Source organism: Microcella humidisoli (assembly GCF_024362325.1).
Taxonomy (GTDB): domain Bacteria; phylum Actinomycetota; class Actinomycetes; order Actinomycetales; family Microbacteriaceae; genus Microcella; species Microcella humidisoli.
The window spans coordinates 603,520-619,975 of record NZ_CP101497.1 but is presented as its reverse complement, the minus strand read 5'-3'; the positions used below and the strand labels follow the sequence as shown (position 1 = coordinate 619,975).

The following is a 16,456-nucleotide window of genomic DNA, read 5'->3' as shown; positions in this document are numbered from 1 at the left end:
TCAGTCCTTCATCGCAGGGGTGGGGGTGTCGCGCGGGCGGGCCACGACCAGCAGGTCGTCGCCGAGGGTCTCAATTCGGTGGATGCTCAACCGGTGCACCTCGCTCATCGTGGTCACCCCGAGATCGTCGAGGGCCACCCGCGGACCGCCGATGAGCAGCGGCGCGAGGTACACCAGCACCTCGTCGGCCAGCCCGGCGCGCAGGAACGCGCTGGCGAGCGTCGGCCCGCCTTCCACATACAGACGTCGGATGCCGCGCTCATGCAGGTCGGCGAGCGCCGCGCCGAGGTCGCGATGGCCGAGCTCGATGAGTCCGGCAGGGTGCTGGCGCAGGCGGGCATCCACGGGCACCGCGGTCTCGCCGAACACGACGGGGATCGGCTGGTGGGGCAGCAGCTCGCCACCGTCGCCCCGCGCCGTGAGGGTGGGGTCGTCGGCGAGCACCGTGCCGGTGCCGACGGCGATCGCGTCGTGCATCGCGCGCTGCTCGTGCACGCGCTGGCGGGCCGCGGTGCCGGTGATCCACTGGCTCGTGCCGTCGGCGGCGGCGGCCCGGCCGTCGAGGCTCGAGGCCCACTTGACGGTGACGAAGGGGCGGCCGAGCCGCACGCTCGTGAGCCACGGCCGCAGCAGCTCAGCGGCCTCGTCGGCCAGCACACCACCGATCACCTCGACGCCCGCGGCGCGCAACCGGTCGGCGCCGCCGCCCGCGATCGGGTTGGGGTCATCGAGCGCGTACACGACGCGCGCGACCCCGGCATCGATGAGGGCCTGCGCGCAGGGGCCGGTGCGGCCCGTGTGGTTGCAGGGCTCGAGCGTGACGACGGCCGTGAGGCCTGCCGCGCCGGCCACGTGAGACAGGGCATCGACCTCGGCGTGATCGGTGCCCGCGCCGCGGTGCCAGCCCTCGGCGACGACGGTGCCGGTGGCGTCGAGCAGCACGCAGCCGACCTGCGGGTTCTCGCCGACAGCGGGGCCGTGCGTCGCCAGGCTGAGGGCGCGCCGCATCGCCGCGACGAGTGCCTCGTCAGCGTGTGATGCGGCGGTGCGGGTCATCCGGGGTCCTCAGTGAGATCGGGACGCATCCGGGGTCGCGCGCGCGAACGGCAGGCTGCCGCTCGCGTGTTCCTCCCATCCGGACTTTCACCGTCGGCACCGGATTTCCACCGGTTCAACCGCTCTCGAGTCGCCTCGATCACGGGTCGCGGGCTTTCACCGCCGGCTCGGATTTTCACCGACCCCGGAACACGTACTGCTATCAGAGTAGTCAACCGCCGCGGGCCTGGAGTATTCCCGATCGTTTGCTGGGAATGACGCGCACGAACGGCCCCCGCGCGAGGAGCGCGAGGGCCGTTCGTGAGGGTCGTGCGATGGTCGCTAGTAGGTGATCACCAGCGAGTTCGACACCGACACCAGCGCCACGATCGCGGCGTTCAGGAAGCCCGCGATGTAGGGGTTTCCGGTCGCGCGGTAGAGCTTGCGCGACACGATCGCCGTGACCGCGAGGATCACGATGACCGGGAACAGCCAGATGCTGAAGATGCCGCCGAACCCGGGGATCAGCTCGCCCGACACGGCGAACACCGAGTACTGCGCGATCACGAGCACGAGCGGGGCGAGCGAGTTCGCCGCCGCGAGCACCGCGGTGTTGACCCACTCGCGCCCGGCGATCGTGAACCGGTTGAAGGCGTTGATCGCCACCGAGTTGGCCACGAAGTAGATCAGGAACAGCGGCAGCACGAACAGCGCAAGCCCGATCTTGTCGACCGAGAACCACTTCACGCCGATCACCCAGAGGCGGAAGTCGGTCTTGAAGAGGAAGTCGAGCACGAACACGACCGCGTAGACAGCGACCACGGTGGTGAGCGCGAGCCCGATGCCGTGGAAGAACGCGCGCCAGCCGGGCAGCACGCCCGAGTCACGCAGGCTCATGCCGCCCTTCTTCGCGAACGCCAGGTAGGCGCCGGCCATGATCATCATCGCCGCGAGGCCGTTGATGGCTGCCCAGAGCGCGATGAAGAACACCGAACCCTGCGGCACGATCGACGGCACGGCGTTGAAGGTGATCCCGAGCACGGGCGCCTGCTGGCTCAGCCAGATGTAGCTGACACCCGAGATCAGCGCCGAGACGAGCATCCCGCCCCAGAACCAGATGGCCGGGATGCGCCCGCTGAGCGCGACCGCGGGCGCCGCCGGCGTCGCGAGTGCGCGGAACGCGGGCGTGCCGAGCAGGGCGCGCGGCACGGTGACCAGCAGGATTCCGAAGGCGATGAGGCCGAGGGCGGTGAAGAACTCCTTCAGCTGCCACAGCTGGTTGCCCGAGTCGATGGGCTCCGGGGCGCCGAGCGACTCGTCGAAGAAGTCGACGAGGTGCCCGACCGCGGTGCTCGAGATCGTCGTCCACGGGTGCGTCTGCGGCAGCGAGTAGATCACGCGCATCGCCTCGGTGCCGTCGATCGACTCGGTGTAGACCGTGCCCTGCTCGCGCACCTCACCGGCGATGTCGTCGGGCGCTGCACCGAAGTGCAGGAACGACTGGGCGTTCGGCGTGCCGAGGTAGTCGCGCGGCGCCGTGAGCGGCACGCCCTCGGGGCTGTAGCTGCGGAAGAAGAACTCGTCGTACTGGGCCTGGATCAGCCCGACGTCGCGCGTGCCGTAGGCGTTGACGTACGCACCCTCGGCGTCGGTGTAGATCGGGTCGTAGTCGACCAGCAGCACCGAGGCGATGAGCTGCTCGGCCGCCGCATCGTCGAGCGGGATCGAGAAGTTCGCGGCGCGGGCACCGTTCGAGTGGCCGGTGATGCCGATCTTGTCGGCGTCGACGTAGGGCAGGTCGGCCATGAGCAGCACGGCGTCGTACATGCCCGTGCCGCCCACCATGAGCTCATCGGCGGGCAGCGGGTCGGAGTTGCCGTGGCCGTACATGTCGATCGAGAGCACGACATAGCCGCGGCGCGCGAGCTCGACGTAGTTCGCCGACTGCATTTCGCGGTTGTTCCACCAGCCGTGGCTGACCACGATCGCGGGGGCCGGCGAGTCGGCCGTGGCCGTCTCGGGCGTGAACAGCAGGGCGTTCATCATGCGGCCGCTCGCGGTCTCCCACTTGAGGTCCTTGACCGTGACGGCGCCGGCGCTCGTCTGCACGAGCGATGCGCCGATGGCGGAGACGAGGGCGAGGATCAGGGCGATGACGAGCCAGAACCCGTTGCGTTTCATCAGAGCGGATCTCATTGCAGTTCAAACTCCCTTGTTGTGAACGTGTGCGGGCACGCGTGCGCCGCGGGGGTGGTGATGCGGTCGTGGCGAGGTGGGGATGGTCGTCCCCGCCGCCCGCAGACTATTGGTCACATGAATGCCCGCGGGGCGCATTCTGAGCAATCTGCACACATGTGCACGGTGCCGCCCGGGCGGGCCCGATGATCTCGGGCGTGACATACGGTGAGAAGGCGCACCCCCGTCCAGGCGGCCTGCACGAATACTCACCACGCGGAAGGCATCGATGAGCGAGAGCAATCCGGAGAACGCGAAGATCGTCGCGGCCCTGACGGCTGCGCAGATGTACTACATGCAAGACCTCACGATGGGGGCGATCGCGAGCGAGCTGTCGACCTCGCGTTCCTCGGTGTCGCGCCTGCTGAGCTTCGCGCGGGAGTCGGGACTCGTCGACATTCAGATCCGCTCTCCCTTCGACCGCGGCCTCAAGCTGGAGCACACCATCCACACGCGGCACCGCGTGGTCGCGTACGTGGTGCCGATGCCCGAGTCGATCAGCGACATCGATCGTCTTGAGCGGGTGGCGATGACGGCGGGCCGACTGCTGGGCCGATTCGTCGACTCGAACATGGTCGTCGGAGTCGCCTGGGGCTCGACGCTCGGGGCCATCAGCCGGCACCTGGTCAAGAAGCCGACGCACAACTCGACCATCGTGCAGATGAACGGTGCGGGCAACACGCAGACCACGGGCATCGACTACGCGAGTGAGATCCTGCATCGCTTCGGCGAGGCCTTCTCGGCGCAGGTGCAGCAGTTCCCGGTGCCGGCCTTCTTCGACGATCCGCGCACGAAAGAGGGCCTCTGGCGCGAGCGCAGCACACGGCGCCTCCTCGATATCCAGTCGCGCATGGATGTCGCGGTGTTCGGCCTGGGTTCGCCGTTCGCCGAAGTGCCGAGCCAGGTGTACATCGGCGGCTACCTCGACGCCGAGGACTACCGCAGCCTCAGCGCCGATGGGGTCGTCGGCGACATCGCCACGGTCTTCTACCGGGGCGACGGCACCTTCGCCGACATCGACCTCAATGCTCGGGCGTCCGGACCGAATCTGGAACGGCTTCGTCGGGTGGCGCGCCGCATCTGCGTCGTCTCGGGAGTGCAGAAGCTTCCGAGCCTTCGCGGCGCGCTCGCCGCCGGCCTCATCACCGACCTCATCCTCGACGAGAGCCTGGCGAGCGCGCTCGTGCGCGAGGTCGCCCTCGAGACCCGCGCCACCGGGGCGCCGCGGGCGCTGCGCTGACCCGCGCGCGCCGCGCTCGACCCGCTCTGCACGTTTGTGCAGGGGCCTGGCAAGTTTGTACTCACGCCGCCATGATGAAGACCACCACCGCGCGCGAGCGCCCGCCCACAGAACGGTTCCACCGACGATGACCCCCCGCTCCGCATCGGCTTCCCGCCCCTCCTCGTCCGCCGCCCGCGCCACCGTCGAGGCGCTGCGCGCCCGGCCCGAGTGCGATGTGCTCATCATCGGCGCCGGCATCAACGGCATCGCGACGTTCCGCGATCTCGCGCTCAACGGCGTCGACGTCGTGCTCGTCGACCGCGACGACTACGTCGCGGGTGCCTCCTCGGGCTCATCGCACATGATCCACGGCGGCATCCGCTACCTCGAGAACGGCGAGTTCCGGCTCGTGCAGGAGTCGGTGCACGAGCGCAACGCCCTGCTGCGCCTCGCCCCCCACTACGTGCGGCCGCTGCCGACGACCATCCCCATCTTCTCGACCTTCTCGAGCCTGCTCTCGGCGCCGCTGAAGTTCATCGGCGTGAAGACGCGCGGCAAGAAAGAGCGCGGCGCCCTGATCATCAAGGTCGGGCTCACGATCTACGACATCTTCTCGCGCGACGGCGGGCGCGTGCCGCGGCACCAGTTCCGCGGCGCCACGGCCTCGCGCGCCCTCCTGCCCGCGCTGCGCGGCGACGTCAAGTGGACGGCGACCTACTACGACGCCTCGATGCACGACCCCGAGCGGCTCGCGCTCGACGTGCTGATGGACGGCGTCGCCGTGGGCGACCGTGCGCGCGCATCCAACTATGTCGAAGCGGCCGGCATGGACGCCGAGGGCGCGGTGCTGCTGCGCGACGCGATCACGCGCGAGGAGTTCTCGATGCGCCCGCGCGTCGTCGTCAACGCCTCCGGCCCGTGGACCGACCTGACGAACGACGCGCTCGGAGCGCCCTCGCAGTTCATGGGCGGCACGAAGGGCTCGCACATCGTCGTCGATCACCCCGAGCTGCTCGCCGCCTGCAACGGCCGCGAGATCTTCTTCGAGTTCACCGACGGCCGCATCGTGCTCATCTACCCGCTCAAGGGCCGCGTGCTCATCGGCACGACCGACATCGCGCACGACATGGCCGAGCCGATCCGGTGCACCGAGGAGGAGGTCGACTACTTCTTCGACGTCGTGAAGTACGTCTTCCCGAGCATCCCCGTCGATCGCTCGCACATCGTCTTCCGGTTCTCGGGCGTGCGCCCCCTGCCGCGACAGGACGCGGCGTCGAACGCGCAGATCAGCCGCGACTACCGCGTCGAAGAGGGTGCCGTCGCTGGCACTCCCGTGTTGAGCCTGGTCGGCGGCAAGTGGACCACCTTCCGCGCGCTGGGCGAGCAGCTCGGCGGGCGCGTGCTCGCACTGCTCGGCCGCTCGCGGTCGGTCAGCACCGACGGCCGGCTCATCGGCGGCGCCGTGGGCTATCCGACGACGCCCGAGGCGCGCGCGGAATGGCTCTCCCAGCACGGCGCGACGGTGGGTGCTGAGCGCGCCGCCGAGCTGCTCGAGCGCTACGGCACGAGCGCTGAGGCGATCATCCGCCGCATCGAATCGGTTCCGGATGCGCCCCTCGCCGCGGCACCCGACTATTCGCGCGCCGAGATCGCGCACCTGGCCGAGACCGAGCAGGTCGTCCGGCTCGTCGACGTGCTGCTGCGGCGCACCTCGCTCGCGTTCCGCGGGCTCGTCACCGAGGCGCTGCTCGCCGAGCTCGCCGAGCTGCTCGGAGACTCGCTCGGCTGGGATTCGGGCAGGCGCGCTCAGGAGCGCGACGATGCCAGGCTGTATCTCGCCGACCGGCATGGGATCGATCTCACGCCGGCAGACACGACCGGCGCAGCGTCGCGCCGCGGAAAGGGTGGAGCATGACCACGCACATCGTCGCGATCGACCAGGGCACCACGAGCACGCGGGCGGTCGTCGTCGACCACGCGGGCGCGATCGTGTCGGTCGGGCAGCACCCGCACGAGCAGATCTTCCCGAAGGCGGGCTGGGTCGAGCACGACCCCATGGAGATCTGGCACAACACGCAAGAGGTCATCGGCATGGCGCTCGGCAAGGCCGGCCTCACGCGGCACGACGTCGCCGCGATCGGCATTACCAACCAGCGCGAGACCGCTGTGGTGTGGGACCGCTCCACCGGGAAGCCGGTCTACAACGCCATCGTCTGGCAAGACACCCGCACCCAGGACCTGGTCGACGCGCTCGCCGCTGACGGCGGTGTGCGCCGCTTCGCCGAGACGACGGGTCTTCCGCTCGCCACCTACTTCAGCGCCACCAAGATCGCGTGGATCCTCGATCACGTCGACGGCGCCCGCGCCCGCGCCGAGGCCGGCGAGCTGCTCTTCGGCACGATCGACACCTGGGTGCTCTGGAACCTCACGGGCGGGGTGAACGGCGGCGTGCACGCCACCGACGTGACCAACGCCTCGCGCACGCTGCTCATGGACCTCCGCACGCTCGACTGGGACGACGCGCTGCTCGCCGCCTTCGGCGTGCCGCGGGCCATGCTGCCCGAGATCCGCTCCTCGGCCGAGGTCTTCGGCCACGCCTACCCGGGCTCGCTGCTGCGCGAGGTGCCCGTGGCGGGCATCCTGGGCGATCAGCAGGCGGCCACGTTCGGGCAGGCCGCCTTCGAAGCCGGGGCGTCGAAGAACACCTACGGCACGGGCAACTTCCTCATCGTCAACACGGGCGAGCACATCGTGGCCTCGCAGCACGGGCTGCTCACGACGGTCGCCTACCGGCTGGGCGACGAGGCCCCGCGCTACGCCCTCGAGGGTTCGGTCGCCGTGACGGGCTCGCTCGTGCAGTGGCTGCGCGACAACCTCGGGCTCATCTCCTCGTCGGGCGAGGTCGAGACGCTCGCGGCCTCGGTGCCCGACACCGGGGGCGCCTACATCGTGCCGGCCTTCAGCGGCCTCTTCGCCCCCTACTGGCGACCGGATGCTCGCGGCGCGATCGTCGGACTCACCCGGTTCATCACGCGCGCGCATCTGGCCCGCGCTGCCCTCGAGTCGACGGCGTTCCAGACGCGTGAGGTGCTCGACGCCGCCGACAGCGAGGTGCCCGTGCCTATCGCCGAGCTGCGCGTCGACGGCGGCATGACGGGCAACGAGCTGCTCATGCAGTTCCAGGCCGACATCCTCGGCATCCCCGTCGTGCGGCCGAAGATCATCGAGACGACCGCGCTCGGGGCGGCCTACGCGGCCGGGCTCGCCGTCGGCTTCTGGTCATCGCGTGAGGAACTGACCGCGCTCTGGCACGAAGACCGCCGCTGGCTGCCCGCCATGGACGAGGTCGAGCGCGAGCGTCGCCTGCGCGTCTGGAAGAAGGCGGTCACCCGCACCCTCGACTGGGTCGACGACGACACCTCCGCGTAGCTCGGCTCGCGTCTCCGAGCCTCCGCGCGCCACTGTGTTCGCGGTTCAGGAAGGACCCGCTCGAGCCGCCGCTCGACGGCGTGTCGGGTCTGATTTCGGCGCTGACCACGCGAGCTTCCTGAACGGGCAACAGGATGCTCGTCACCACACGACCGTCGGGCCAGCTCCTCCCCCGGAGTGGGAGGGGTGCACGCGGTGACGAGCCCGGGCGGGCATCCTGCCGGGCATGCGCCCCGTCGACGCCTTCACCACTCTCGGGCACTTCAGCGCCCGCACCCGTCAGCTTTGTCAGCTCGGGGTTGAGCCCCGAGCGCTCGCGGCCGCGGTCCATCGAGGTGAACTCCAGCGCGTGCGCGTCGGACACTTTGCGCTTCCGGGCTCTGATCCTCACACCATCGCGGCGCTCAGAGTCGGGGGCCTTGCGGCGTGCATTTCAGCGACCCGACTGCACGGACTCTGGATGCCCGCCGATGCCGTGCCCCACGTGTGGCTTCGTCGCAACGCTTCCCGGCTTCGGCGCCCCCCGGTGCAGCGCGGGATGATCGCCGAGGAGCACGATCATGTTCGTCACTGGTCGGACCTGCACGCGGCGATCGATCGGCCGCGCGGGGCCGTCGCGCTGCTCGACGCGCTCGCTCAGGTGATCGACTGCCAGCCCGTGCACATCGCGATCGCCGTGCTCGATTCTGCCCTTCACACCGGTCGGATCGACAACGGCGACCTCGGAACGATCGAGTCGTGGATCGCTCGCGATCGGCGGAGCATCCTGCAGCATCTCGACCCTGCCGCGCAATCGGGAACGGAGTCGATTGTGCGGACGGTGCTTCGACGGGCTGGTCTGGAGGTGAGAACGCAAGCAGCGTTTCCCGGGGTCGGAATCGTCGACCTCCTCGTCGGCGGTCGGGTGGTCGTGGAGGTGGACAGCGACCAGTGGCACGCGAAGCCCGAGCAGCAGCGGCGCGATTACACCCGTGATCTCGAACTCACGGCGCGCGGGGCCATCGTGGTCAGGGTGAACTATCTGCAGGCGCTCTACGACCACGACGGCATTCTGCGCGCCGTTCTGGCCGCGCTCGCCACTGCCCGCGGCGAGGGCGCACTGTACTGAGCCGTCGCACCGAGGCCAATCGTGCTCGCCGATCTGCGCGCGGTTCAGGAAGATCGGTGTCGTGAGCCGCGTACGCGGTGTGTCGCTGTCGCTCTACGTCGTGGGCTCGCGCTCTTCCTGAACCGCGAACCTCGCACCGCGAACCAGCGGGCGGTGGGGAGGCGGGCTAGGCGAGCAGGGCCGGCAGGGCGAGCAGGCTCGGGATGCTCGGCACGCCCGCGGGCAGGGCGCCCTCGGCGTGGTCGGTCAGCGGGTTGCGATCGCGGCCGCGGTCGAGCCAGATGCCGAGCATCCCGGCGTCGTGCGCCCCGACGGCGTCGGTGCGCACCCGGTCGCCCACGTAGGCGCACCGCGCGGGCGCGACGTCGAACGCGCGGGCCGCGGCGTGGAAGATCGCCGCGTCGGGCTTGGTCACACCCATCTCGCCCGAGGCGATGACGCGGCCCTGCCGGGCGGGCTCGTCGATCGAGCCCTCGGCGCGGACGGCCGTGAGGTCGAGGCGGTGCCAGAGGTCGATGCGCTGCAGTTTGTCGATCTGAAAGGCGAGGTCACCGTTGGTGATGATGCCCACGCGGTAGCCGTCGAGTACGTCGAGGGCAGGGAGCACGTCGTCGAAGAGCCGCCAGGCGTCGCGGTAGCCGACGAGGTATCGCTCGAACCAGGCGAGCGCCTCATCGTCGCTGACCTCGATGCCGTAGGGCGCGAGCAGGTCGCGCGCCCGCGCGACGCGCTGGCCGAGGTAGGTGAGCTCGCCGGTGAGGTAGCGCGTGTAGTGCCGCTCTTCGAGTCCGGCCCAGCGCCGTTGCACGGCGGCGGTGTCGTCGGCCGCGAACGCCCCGCCTGCGGTCGACTGCGCGAGCGCGATCGCTTCTTGCACGGCGCGGGTGTGCGCCATGAGGGTGTCGTCGAGGTCGAACAGCACGACCTCGATAGCGGCGCCGCTCACGCGCGCGGCAGGAACCCGAGCGCGTCGTACACGCGTGCGAGCGTCGCATCCGCGATGACGGATGCCCGATCTGCGTTGATCGCGAGCAGCCGGTCGAGCTCGGCCGGGTCGTCGAGCAGTTCGAGGGTGCGGGTGCGGATCGGCTCGAACGCCTCGACCACGGCCTCGGCGACCGCCGTCTTGAGCGCGCCGTACTGGAGGCCGTCGAATGACGCGACGAGAGCATCCATGCTCTGACCGGTCAGCAGCGACAGGATCGACAGCAGGTTCGAGACCCCCGGCTTCTCGGCGGGGTCGTAGGCGACGACGCCCGACGAGTCGGTTACCGCCGACTTGACCTTCTTGGTGAGCACCGACGGCTCGTCCATGAGCCACAGGATGCCCGCCGGGCTCTCGCCCGACTTCGACATCTTCGACCCCGGGTTCTGCAGGTCGTAGATCTTCGCGGTCTCTTTCAGGATGCGCACCTCGGGCACGACGAGCGTGTTGCCGAAGCGCGCGTTGAAGCGCGCGGCGAGGTCGCGCGTCAGCTCGATGTGCTGCCGCTGGTCCTCCCCGACGGGCACCACGACGGCGTCGTAGAGCAGGATGTCGGCCGCCTGCAGAATCGGGTAGGTGAAGAGCCCGACCGACGCGAGGTCGGCGCCGCCCTTCGCCGACTTGTCCTTGAACTGCGTCATGCGGCTGGCCTCGCCGAAGCCCGTGATCGTGTTGAGCACCCAGGCGAGCTGCGCGTGCGCGCTCACGTGCGACTGCACGAACAGTGTCGAGTGCTCGGGGTCGATGCCCGCGGCGATGTACTGCGCGGCCGTGCGGCGGGTCTGCTCGCGCAGCGCGGCCGGGTCTTGCGGCACCGTGATGGCGTGCAGGTCGACGACGCAGAACACGGCGTCGTGGGTCGCCTGCATGTCGCGCCACTGCAGCAGGGCTCCGGCGTAGTTGCCGAGGTGCAGGCTGGCGGCGGAGGGCTGCATGCCCGAGAACAGGCGCGGAAGACTCATGCCCTCATTCTTCCAGTGGATGCTCGCGCCGAAGTTCAGGGCAACTCGTAGTCCACGACCACGGGTGCGTGGTCGCTCCACCGGGTGTCCCACGAGGGCGCGCGGTCGACGGCATAGCTCTGCACGGTCGCCGCGAGGGCGGGCGTCGCCACGTGGTAGTCGATGCGCCAGCCGGTGTCGGTGTCGAAGGCCTGCCCGCGCTGCGACCACCAGGTGTAGGGGCCGGGCACCTCTCCGGCGTGCACGCGGCCGACGTCGACCCACCCGAGGCCGGGGCGGGTGACGCCGTCGACGCACTCCACGTCAGCATCCAGCGGCCCGAAGAAGCGGTCGAAGTAGGCGCGCTCTTCGAGCAGGAAGCCCGCGTTCTTGCGGTTGCCCTTCCAGTTCTTGATGTCGAGCTCGCGGTGGCCGACGTTGAGGTCGCCGACGACGAGCGCGTACGGGGAGTGGGCGGCGAGCAGGGGCAGCCGCTCGGTCATCGCCTCCAAGAACTTGTACTTCTCGACCTGCTTGGGGGTGTCTACCTCGCCCGAGTGCACGTAGCAGCTGACGACCGTGAGCGTCGTGCCGTCGATGTCGAGGTCGGCCTCGAGCCAGCGCCCGGCCGAGTCGAAGTCGTCGGGGCCGAGCGCGACACGATGGGCGGCGAACTCGCGGCGCGCGGCGATCGCGACACCCGCGCGGCCCTTCGCGGTCGCGGCGTCGTGCAGCACGGTCCACTCCGGCCCGAGCAGCCCCGTGACGTCATCGGTGGATGCCCGCACCTCCTGCATCGCGAGCACGTCGACATCGCGGCTCGCGAGCCAGTCGCCCATGCCCTTGCGGTACGAGGCGCGGATGCCGTTGACGTTGACGGAGGCGATGCGGATGGGCGTGGGCATGCCCCGATTCTAGGAGCCGCGACTGACGCGCGGCCGTGTGCTCAGCGGCGCCCGAACACTCGTCGGTACCACGGGGGAGTGACCGACTCGGGTTCGGGCTCGTGCGCGGCGACGAGGGCGCGTGCTCGCTCGAGCCGCTCCTCGTGGGCGATCTCATCGAGCACGATGCCCTCATCGGCGACGCTCACGGCGATCCACGAGGCGGCGATGAGGATCGCTTGGCAGACGAAGTTGAACCAGATGAGCAGACCCAGCAGCACCGCGAACGAGGCGAGCAGCGGGTTGTTGCTGGCTCCGCCGAGCAGGCTCGTGCCGAGCACCTTGAGCGCCCCGAGCGCGAGCGCGCCGATGAGGGCGCCCTGGCGCACGTGGCGGAACGGCACTTTCACGCCGGCGAGCACGCGGTAGAGCATCCCGAGCACGACCGCATCGAGCGCGAACATGACCCCGAGGGTGACGATACGGCCGAGCACCGAGTTGAGCGTCGTATCGCGCAGGCCGATCCCGGCGAGCAGCCCCTCGAGCGCGACGGTGCCGAGCACCGCGAGCACCGACGAGAGGGCCAGCAGCGCCCCGAACCCCACGGCGAGCCCGAGGTCTTTGAGCTTCAGCAGCACGGGGTTCATGCGCGAGCCGGGAAGGTCGAGGATCGTGCGCACGGCGTCGCGCGCTCCGGCGAGCCAGCCGAGGGCCGAGAAGAGCAGGCCGATGAGGGCGACGGCGCCCGTCCAGCCGAAGACTCCCGCCGAGAGCAGCGCCTCAGGGTCGATGACCCCCTCGCCCCCGTCGACCGCGATGAGCCCCGGCACGGTCTGCGCGAGCACGTCGATGAGCGCCTCGCGCAGGCCATAGTTCGTGACCAGCACGAGGCCGGCGATCGCGAAGCCCACCCAGAGGCCGGCGAAGACGGCGAAGATCGCCTGGAAGGCGAGCCCCGCGGCCAGCAGCGGCCCCCGCTTCTCGCCGTAGACGACGAACACGCGCACGGGCTTGAGCGCCATGACCCACGTGGTCACGCGGCCGATCCACGCCATGAGGCGCCCCCACCAGCCGGAGGGCTCGGCGGCGGCGGGCTCGGTCACCCCGCCACCATAGCGAAGGCCCCGGGGAGACCCGGGGCCTGTCGCGATGCGATGAGGGATGCTAGGGCTTGCCCCGCAGAATCGCCTGCTTCACTTCCGAGATCGCCTTGGTGACCTCGATGCCGCGCGGGCACGCCTCCGAGCAGTTGAAGGTCGTGCGGCAGCGCCACACGCCCTCTTTGTCGTTGAGGATGTCGAGGCGCACCTGGGCGGCCTCGTCGCGGCTGTCGAAGATGAAGCGGTGCGCGTTGACGATCGCGGCGGGGCCGAAGTACTGCCCGTCGGTCCAGAACACGGGGCACGACGAGGTGCACGCCGCGCACAGGATGCACTTGGTCGTGTCGTCGAAGCGCGCGCGCTCCTCGATCGACTGGATGCGCTCCTTCTCGGGCTTCGAGCTCGACTGCAGGAAGGGCTGCACCTGGCGGTACGACGCGAAGAAGGGCTCCATGTCGACGATGAGGTCCTTCTCCAGCGGCAGGCCCTTGATGGCCTCGATGTAGATGGGCTTCGTGATGTCGAGGTCTTTGATGAGCGTCTTGCACGCGAGGCGGTTGCGGCCGTTGATGCGCATGGCGTCGGATCCGCAGATGCCGTGGGCGCACGAGCGGCGGAACGAGAGCGTGCCGTCCTGGTCCCACTTCACCTTGTGCAGGGCATCCAGCACGCGGTCGGTCGAGTACATCTGCACGTCGAAGTCCTGCCAGTACGGCTCAGCGTCGGTCTCCGGGTCGAAGCGACGGATGATGACCGTGACGGTGAACTCCTGAACGGCTCCCACCTCGGCGGTGGGGGACTCGGTCGCGGTCGCCATCAGTACTTCCTCTCCATCGGCTGGTAGTGCGTGATCACGACGGGCTTCCAGTCCATGCGGATGTGGTCGCTCGCGTCGGCGCTGTGCGCGTCGCCCGTGAGGTAGGCCATCGTGTGCTGCATGTAGTCGGCGTCGTTGCGGTCGGGGTAGTCGTCGCGCATGTGGCCGCCACGGCTCTCCTTGCGGTTGCGCGCCGAGTAGACGACGACCTCGGCGATGTCGAGCAGGAAGCCCAGCTCGATCGCCTCGAGCAGGTCGGTGTTGAACCGCTTGCCGCGGTCCTGGATGCCGATGTTCTGGTAGCGGTCGCGCAGGCGCTGGATGGTGTTCGTGACGCTCTCGAGGCTCTCCTCGGTGCGGAACACCTGAGCGTTCTTGTCCATCTCCTCCTGCAGCTCCTTGCGGATCGCCGCGACCCGCTCGGTGCCGTTCGACGTGCGCAGGCGCTCGACGAGCTCGCGCACCTCCTTCGCGGGGTCCTCCGGCAGCGGCACGAAGTCGGCGCTGTTCGCGTACTCGACCGAGTAGCGGCCGGCTCGCTTGCCGAAGACGTTGATGTCGAGCAGCGAGTTGGTGCCGAGGCGGTTCGAGCCGTGCACCGAGACGCACGCGCACTCGCCCGCGGCATAGAGGCCGGGGATCACGGTGTCGTTGTCGCTCAGCACCTCGGCCTTGATGTTGGTCGGGATACCGCCCATGGCGTAGTGGGCCGTCGGCATGACCGGCACCGGCTCGACGACGGGGTCGACGCCGAGGTAGGTGCGCGCGAACTCGGTGATGTCGGGCAGCTTGGTCTCGAGCACTTCGGCACCCAGGTGGGTGCAGTCGAGCAGCACGTAGTCCTTGTTCGGCCCGGCGCCGCGACCCTCGGCGACCTCCTGCACCATGCAGCGCGAGATGATGTCGCGCGGCGCGAGGTCTTTGATGGTCGGCGCGTAGCGCTCCATGAAGCGCTCGCCGCTCGCGTTGCGCAGGATCGCGCCCTCGCCGCGAGCACCCTCGGTGAGCAGGATGCCCAGGCCCGCGAGTCCGGTCGGGTGGAACTGGAAGAACTCCATGTCCTCCAGCGGGATTCCCTTGCGCCAGATGATGCCGACGCCGTCGCCCGTGAGGGTGTGCGCGTTCGACGTCGTCTTGTAGATCTTGCCGAAGCCGCCCGTCGCGAAGACGACGCTCTTGGCGTGGAAGACGTGCAGGTCGCCGGTGGCGAGCTCGTAGGCGACGACGCCCGCGGCCTTGCCCTCGGCCATGACCAGGTCGAGCACGTAGTACTCGTTGTAGAACTCGATGCCGAGCTTCACGCAGTTCTGGAACAGCGTCTGCAGGATCATGTGGCCCGTGCGGTCGGCCGCGTAGCAGGCGCGGCGCACGGGCGCCTTGCCGTGATCGCGGGTGTGGCCGCCGAAGCGCCGCTGGTCGATCTTGCCGTCGGGCGTGCGGTTGAACGGCAGCCCCATGTTCTCGAGGTCGATGATCGCGTCGATCGCCTCTTTCGCGAGGATCTCCGCAGCGTCCTGGTCGACGAGGTAGTCGCCGCCCTTGACGGTGTCGAAGGTGTGCCACTCCCAGCTGTCCTCCTCGACGTTCGCGAGCGCGGCGGCCATGCCGCCCTGCGCGGCGCCCGTGTGCGAGCGCGTCGGGTAGAGCTTCGAGATGACGGCCGTCTTGGCGTTCGGCCCGGCCTCGATGGCCGCGCGCATGCCCGCGCCGCCGGCGCCGACGATCACGACGTCGAACTGGTGCTGGTGCACGACGGGCGCCGCGGGGGCGCTGGGCGTGGTCACGGTCTCAGTGCTACTCACAGGATGTCCTCACAGAACGAAGCGACGAGCTCGGGGTCGGCCCCGGCCGGGCAGGGGTCGAAGGTGAACAGCACGAGGGTGCCGAGCACGAGCAGCACGGCGGTCGACGCGACCAGGGCGGTGTGCAGGATGCGCCGCACGCTCGCCTTGGCGACGTAGTCGTTGACGATCGTGCGCATGCCGTTGGTGCCGTGGATGAGGGCGAGCGTCAGCAGCAGGAAGTCGTACCACTGCCAGAACGGGTCGCTCAGCTTGCCCGCCACGAAGGCGAAGTCGATCTGGCTCACGCCGTCGCCCAGGAAGAGGTTGACGAACAGGTGGCCGAAGATGAGCACGACGAGCAGCACGCCCGAGACGCGCATGTAGATCCAGCCCCACTTCTCCCAGTTCACGCCGCGCTTCGTGGTGGCGTAGGGCGAGCGGGGGGCGGCGGGGTTCACGTGCTCCGCGGTGATGTCGGTCGTCATGATCAGCCTCCGAAGACGTGCATGAGGTGACGGGGGGTGAAGCCGATCATCAGCACCAGCCAGATACCGAGCACGACGTAGAACATCGCCTTCTGGTGCCGGGTACCGACGCCCCAGAAGTCGACGAGGATGATGCGCAGGCCGTTGAGGGCGTGGAAGCCGATCGCGCCGACGAGGGCCAGCTCGCCCAGGCCCATGATCGGCGTCTTGTACGCGCCGATGACGACGTTGTACGCCTCGGGGCTCACCCGCACGAGCGCGGTATCGAGAATGTGCACGAGCAGGAAGAAGTAGATCGCGACACCCGTGATGCGGTGCAGCACCCACGACCACATGCCTTCGTTCCCGCGGTAGAGCGTGCCGCCGGGAATGACCGAGCGGCGGGGAACGGGTACTTCGATGGTTGCCGACGAGCTCATCGCTCCGGCTCC

General features: G+C 69.5%; 14 protein-coding genes and 1 riboswitch. Of the genes, 4 read left to right on the top strand and 10 right to left on the bottom strand.

Annotation, left to right across the window (positions count from 1 at the left end; all coding sequences use genetic code 11):
* Positions 1–1,056 (bottom strand): bifunctional diaminohydroxyphosphoribosylaminopyrimidine deaminase/5-amino-6-(5-phosphoribosylamino)uracil reductase RibD, encoded by a 1,056-nt coding sequence (ribD, locus tag NNL39_RS02920; RefSeq protein ID WP_255160213.1) that lies wholly within the window; start codon positions 1,054–1,056, stop codon positions 1–3.
* Between the two features lie 63 nt (positions 1,057–1,119).
* Positions 1,120–1,252: riboswitch (FMN riboswitch) on the bottom strand.
* Between the two features lie 125 nt (positions 1,253–1,377).
* Positions 1,378–3,216 carry a dienelactone hydrolase family protein gene (locus tag NNL39_RS02915; protein WP_255160212.1) on the bottom strand — a complete coding sequence of 613 codons (1,839 nt, stop codon included), beginning with the start codon at positions 3,214–3,216 and terminating at the stop codon, positions 1,378–1,380.
* Between the two features lie 283 nt (positions 3,217–3,499).
* On the opposite strand from NNL39_RS02915, the gene NNL39_RS02910 reads away from it, so the two are divergent.
* The 4 genes from NNL39_RS02910 (at position 3,500) to NNL39_RS02895 (ending at position 9,029) form a co-directional block, all read left to right on the top strand.
* The gene (locus NNL39_RS02910) at positions 3,500–4,510 is read left to right on the top strand and encodes a sugar-binding transcriptional regulator (protein WP_255160211.1); all 1,011 of its coding nucleotides are present in this window, start codon (positions 3,500–3,502) and stop codon (positions 4,508–4,510) included.
* Positions 4,511–4,637: 127 nt separating this feature from the next.
* On the top strand, positions 4,638–6,407 hold the full coding sequence (locus NNL39_RS02905) for a glycerol-3-phosphate dehydrogenase/oxidase (protein ID WP_255160210.1): 1,770 nt from the start codon (positions 4,638–4,640) through the stop codon (positions 6,405–6,407).
* Positions 6,404–7,921 carry a glycerol kinase GlpK gene (gene glpK, locus NNL39_RS02900; RefSeq protein ID WP_255160209.1) on the top strand — a complete coding sequence of 506 codons (1,518 nt, stop codon included), beginning with the start codon at positions 6,404–6,406 and terminating at the stop codon, positions 7,919–7,921. The genes NNL39_RS02905 and glpK overlap by 4 nt, the downstream gene beginning before the upstream one ends.
* Before the next feature lie 460 nt (positions 7,922–8,381).
* Positions 8,382–9,029, top strand: coding sequence for an endonuclease domain-containing protein (locus tag NNL39_RS02895; RefSeq protein ID WP_255160208.1), 648 nt, complete (start codon positions 8,382–8,384; stop codon positions 9,027–9,029).
* Between the two features lie 166 nt (positions 9,030–9,195).
* Here the strand turns inward: NNL39_RS02895 and NNL39_RS02890 are convergent, their stop codons facing one another.
* The 8 genes from NNL39_RS02890 to sdhC form a co-directional block, all read right to left on the bottom strand.
* Positions 9,196–9,975 carry an HAD family hydrolase gene (locus tag NNL39_RS02890; RefSeq protein WP_255160207.1) on the bottom strand — a complete coding sequence of 260 codons (780 nt, stop codon included), beginning with the start codon at positions 9,973–9,975 and terminating at the stop codon, positions 9,196–9,198.
* Positions 9,972–10,976 (bottom strand): tryptophan--tRNA ligase, encoded by a 1,005-nt coding sequence (gene trpS, locus NNL39_RS02885; RefSeq protein WP_255160206.1) that lies wholly within the window; start codon positions 10,974–10,976, stop codon positions 9,972–9,974. Before trpS ends, NNL39_RS02890 begins: the two co-directional genes overlap by 4 nt.
* Positions 10,977–11,011: 35 nt before the next feature.
* A complete protein-coding gene (locus NNL39_RS02880; protein WP_255160205.1) occupies positions 11,012–11,860 on the bottom strand; it encodes an exodeoxyribonuclease III in 849 nt (282 codons plus the stop codon).
* A gap of 41 nt (positions 11,861–11,901) precedes the next feature.
* Positions 11,902–12,942, bottom strand: coding sequence for a YihY/virulence factor BrkB family protein (locus NNL39_RS02875; protein WP_255160204.1), 1,041 nt, complete (start codon positions 12,940–12,942; stop codon positions 11,902–11,904).
* A 61-nt stretch (positions 12,943–13,003) separates the two neighbouring features.
* Entirely contained in the window at positions 13,004–13,756 is a 753-nt protein-coding gene (locus tag NNL39_RS02870; RefSeq protein WP_255160203.1) for a succinate dehydrogenase iron-sulfur subunit, read from the bottom strand.
* Positions 13,756–15,540 (bottom strand): succinate dehydrogenase flavoprotein subunit, encoded by a 1,785-nt coding sequence (gene sdhA, locus NNL39_RS02865; RefSeq protein ID WP_255160202.1) that lies wholly within the window; start codon positions 15,538–15,540, stop codon positions 13,756–13,758. The genes NNL39_RS02870 and sdhA overlap by 1 nt, the downstream gene beginning before the upstream one ends.
* A gap of 14 nt (positions 15,541–15,554) precedes the next feature.
* Entirely contained in the window at positions 15,555–16,025 is a 471-nt protein-coding gene (sdhD, locus tag NNL39_RS02860) for a succinate dehydrogenase, hydrophobic membrane anchor protein (RefSeq protein ID WP_255160201.1), read from the bottom strand.
* A gap of 2 nt (positions 16,026–16,027) precedes the next feature.
* Positions 16,028–16,444: a succinate dehydrogenase, cytochrome b556 subunit gene (gene sdhC, locus NNL39_RS02855; RefSeq protein ID WP_255160200.1), complete on the bottom strand. Its 417-nt coding sequence runs from the start codon at positions 16,442–16,444 to the stop codon at positions 16,028–16,030.
* Positions 16,445–16,456 lie beyond the last annotated feature (12 nt).

Bases quoted from the DNA above. Each gene is read 5' to 3' on its own strand.
- sdhD (WP_255160201.1), bottom strand. From the start codon at position 16,025: ATGACGACCGACATCACCGCGGAGCACGTGAACCCCGCCGCCCCCCGC.
- trpS (WP_255160206.1), bottom strand. From the start codon at position 10,976: ATGAGTCTTCCGCGCCTGTTCTCGGGCATGCAGCCCTCCGCCGCCAGC.
- sdhC (WP_255160200.1), bottom strand. From the start codon at position 16,444: ATGAGCTCGTCGGCAACCATCGAAGTACCCGTTCCCCGCCGCTCGGTC.
- ribD (WP_255160213.1), bottom strand. From the start codon at position 1,056: ATGACCCGCACCGCCGCATCACACGCTGACGAGGCACTCGTCGCGGCG.
- NNL39_RS02905 (WP_255160210.1), top strand. From the start codon at position 4,638: ATGACCCCCCGCTCCGCATCGGCTTCCCGCCCCTCCTCGTCCGCCGCC.
- NNL39_RS02880 (WP_255160205.1), bottom strand. From the start codon at position 11,860: ATGCCCACGCCCATCCGCATCGCCTCCGTCAACGTCAACGGCATCCGC.
- NNL39_RS02915 (WP_255160212.1), bottom strand. From the start codon at position 3,216: ATGAAACGCAACGGGTTCTGGCTCGTCATCGCCCTGATCCTCGCCCTC.
- NNL39_RS02910 (WP_255160211.1), top strand. From the start codon at position 3,500: ATGAGCGAGAGCAATCCGGAGAACGCGAAGATCGTCGCGGCCCTGACG.
- glpK (WP_255160209.1), top strand. From the start codon at position 6,404: ATGACCACGCACATCGTCGCGATCGACCAGGGCACCACGAGCACGCGG.
- NNL39_RS02870 (WP_255160203.1), bottom strand. From the start codon at position 13,756: ATGGCGACCGCGACCGAGTCCCCCACCGCCGAGGTGGGAGCCGTTCAG.
- NNL39_RS02895 (WP_255160208.1), top strand. From the start codon at position 8,382: ATGCCCGCCGATGCCGTGCCCCACGTGTGGCTTCGTCGCAACGCTTCC.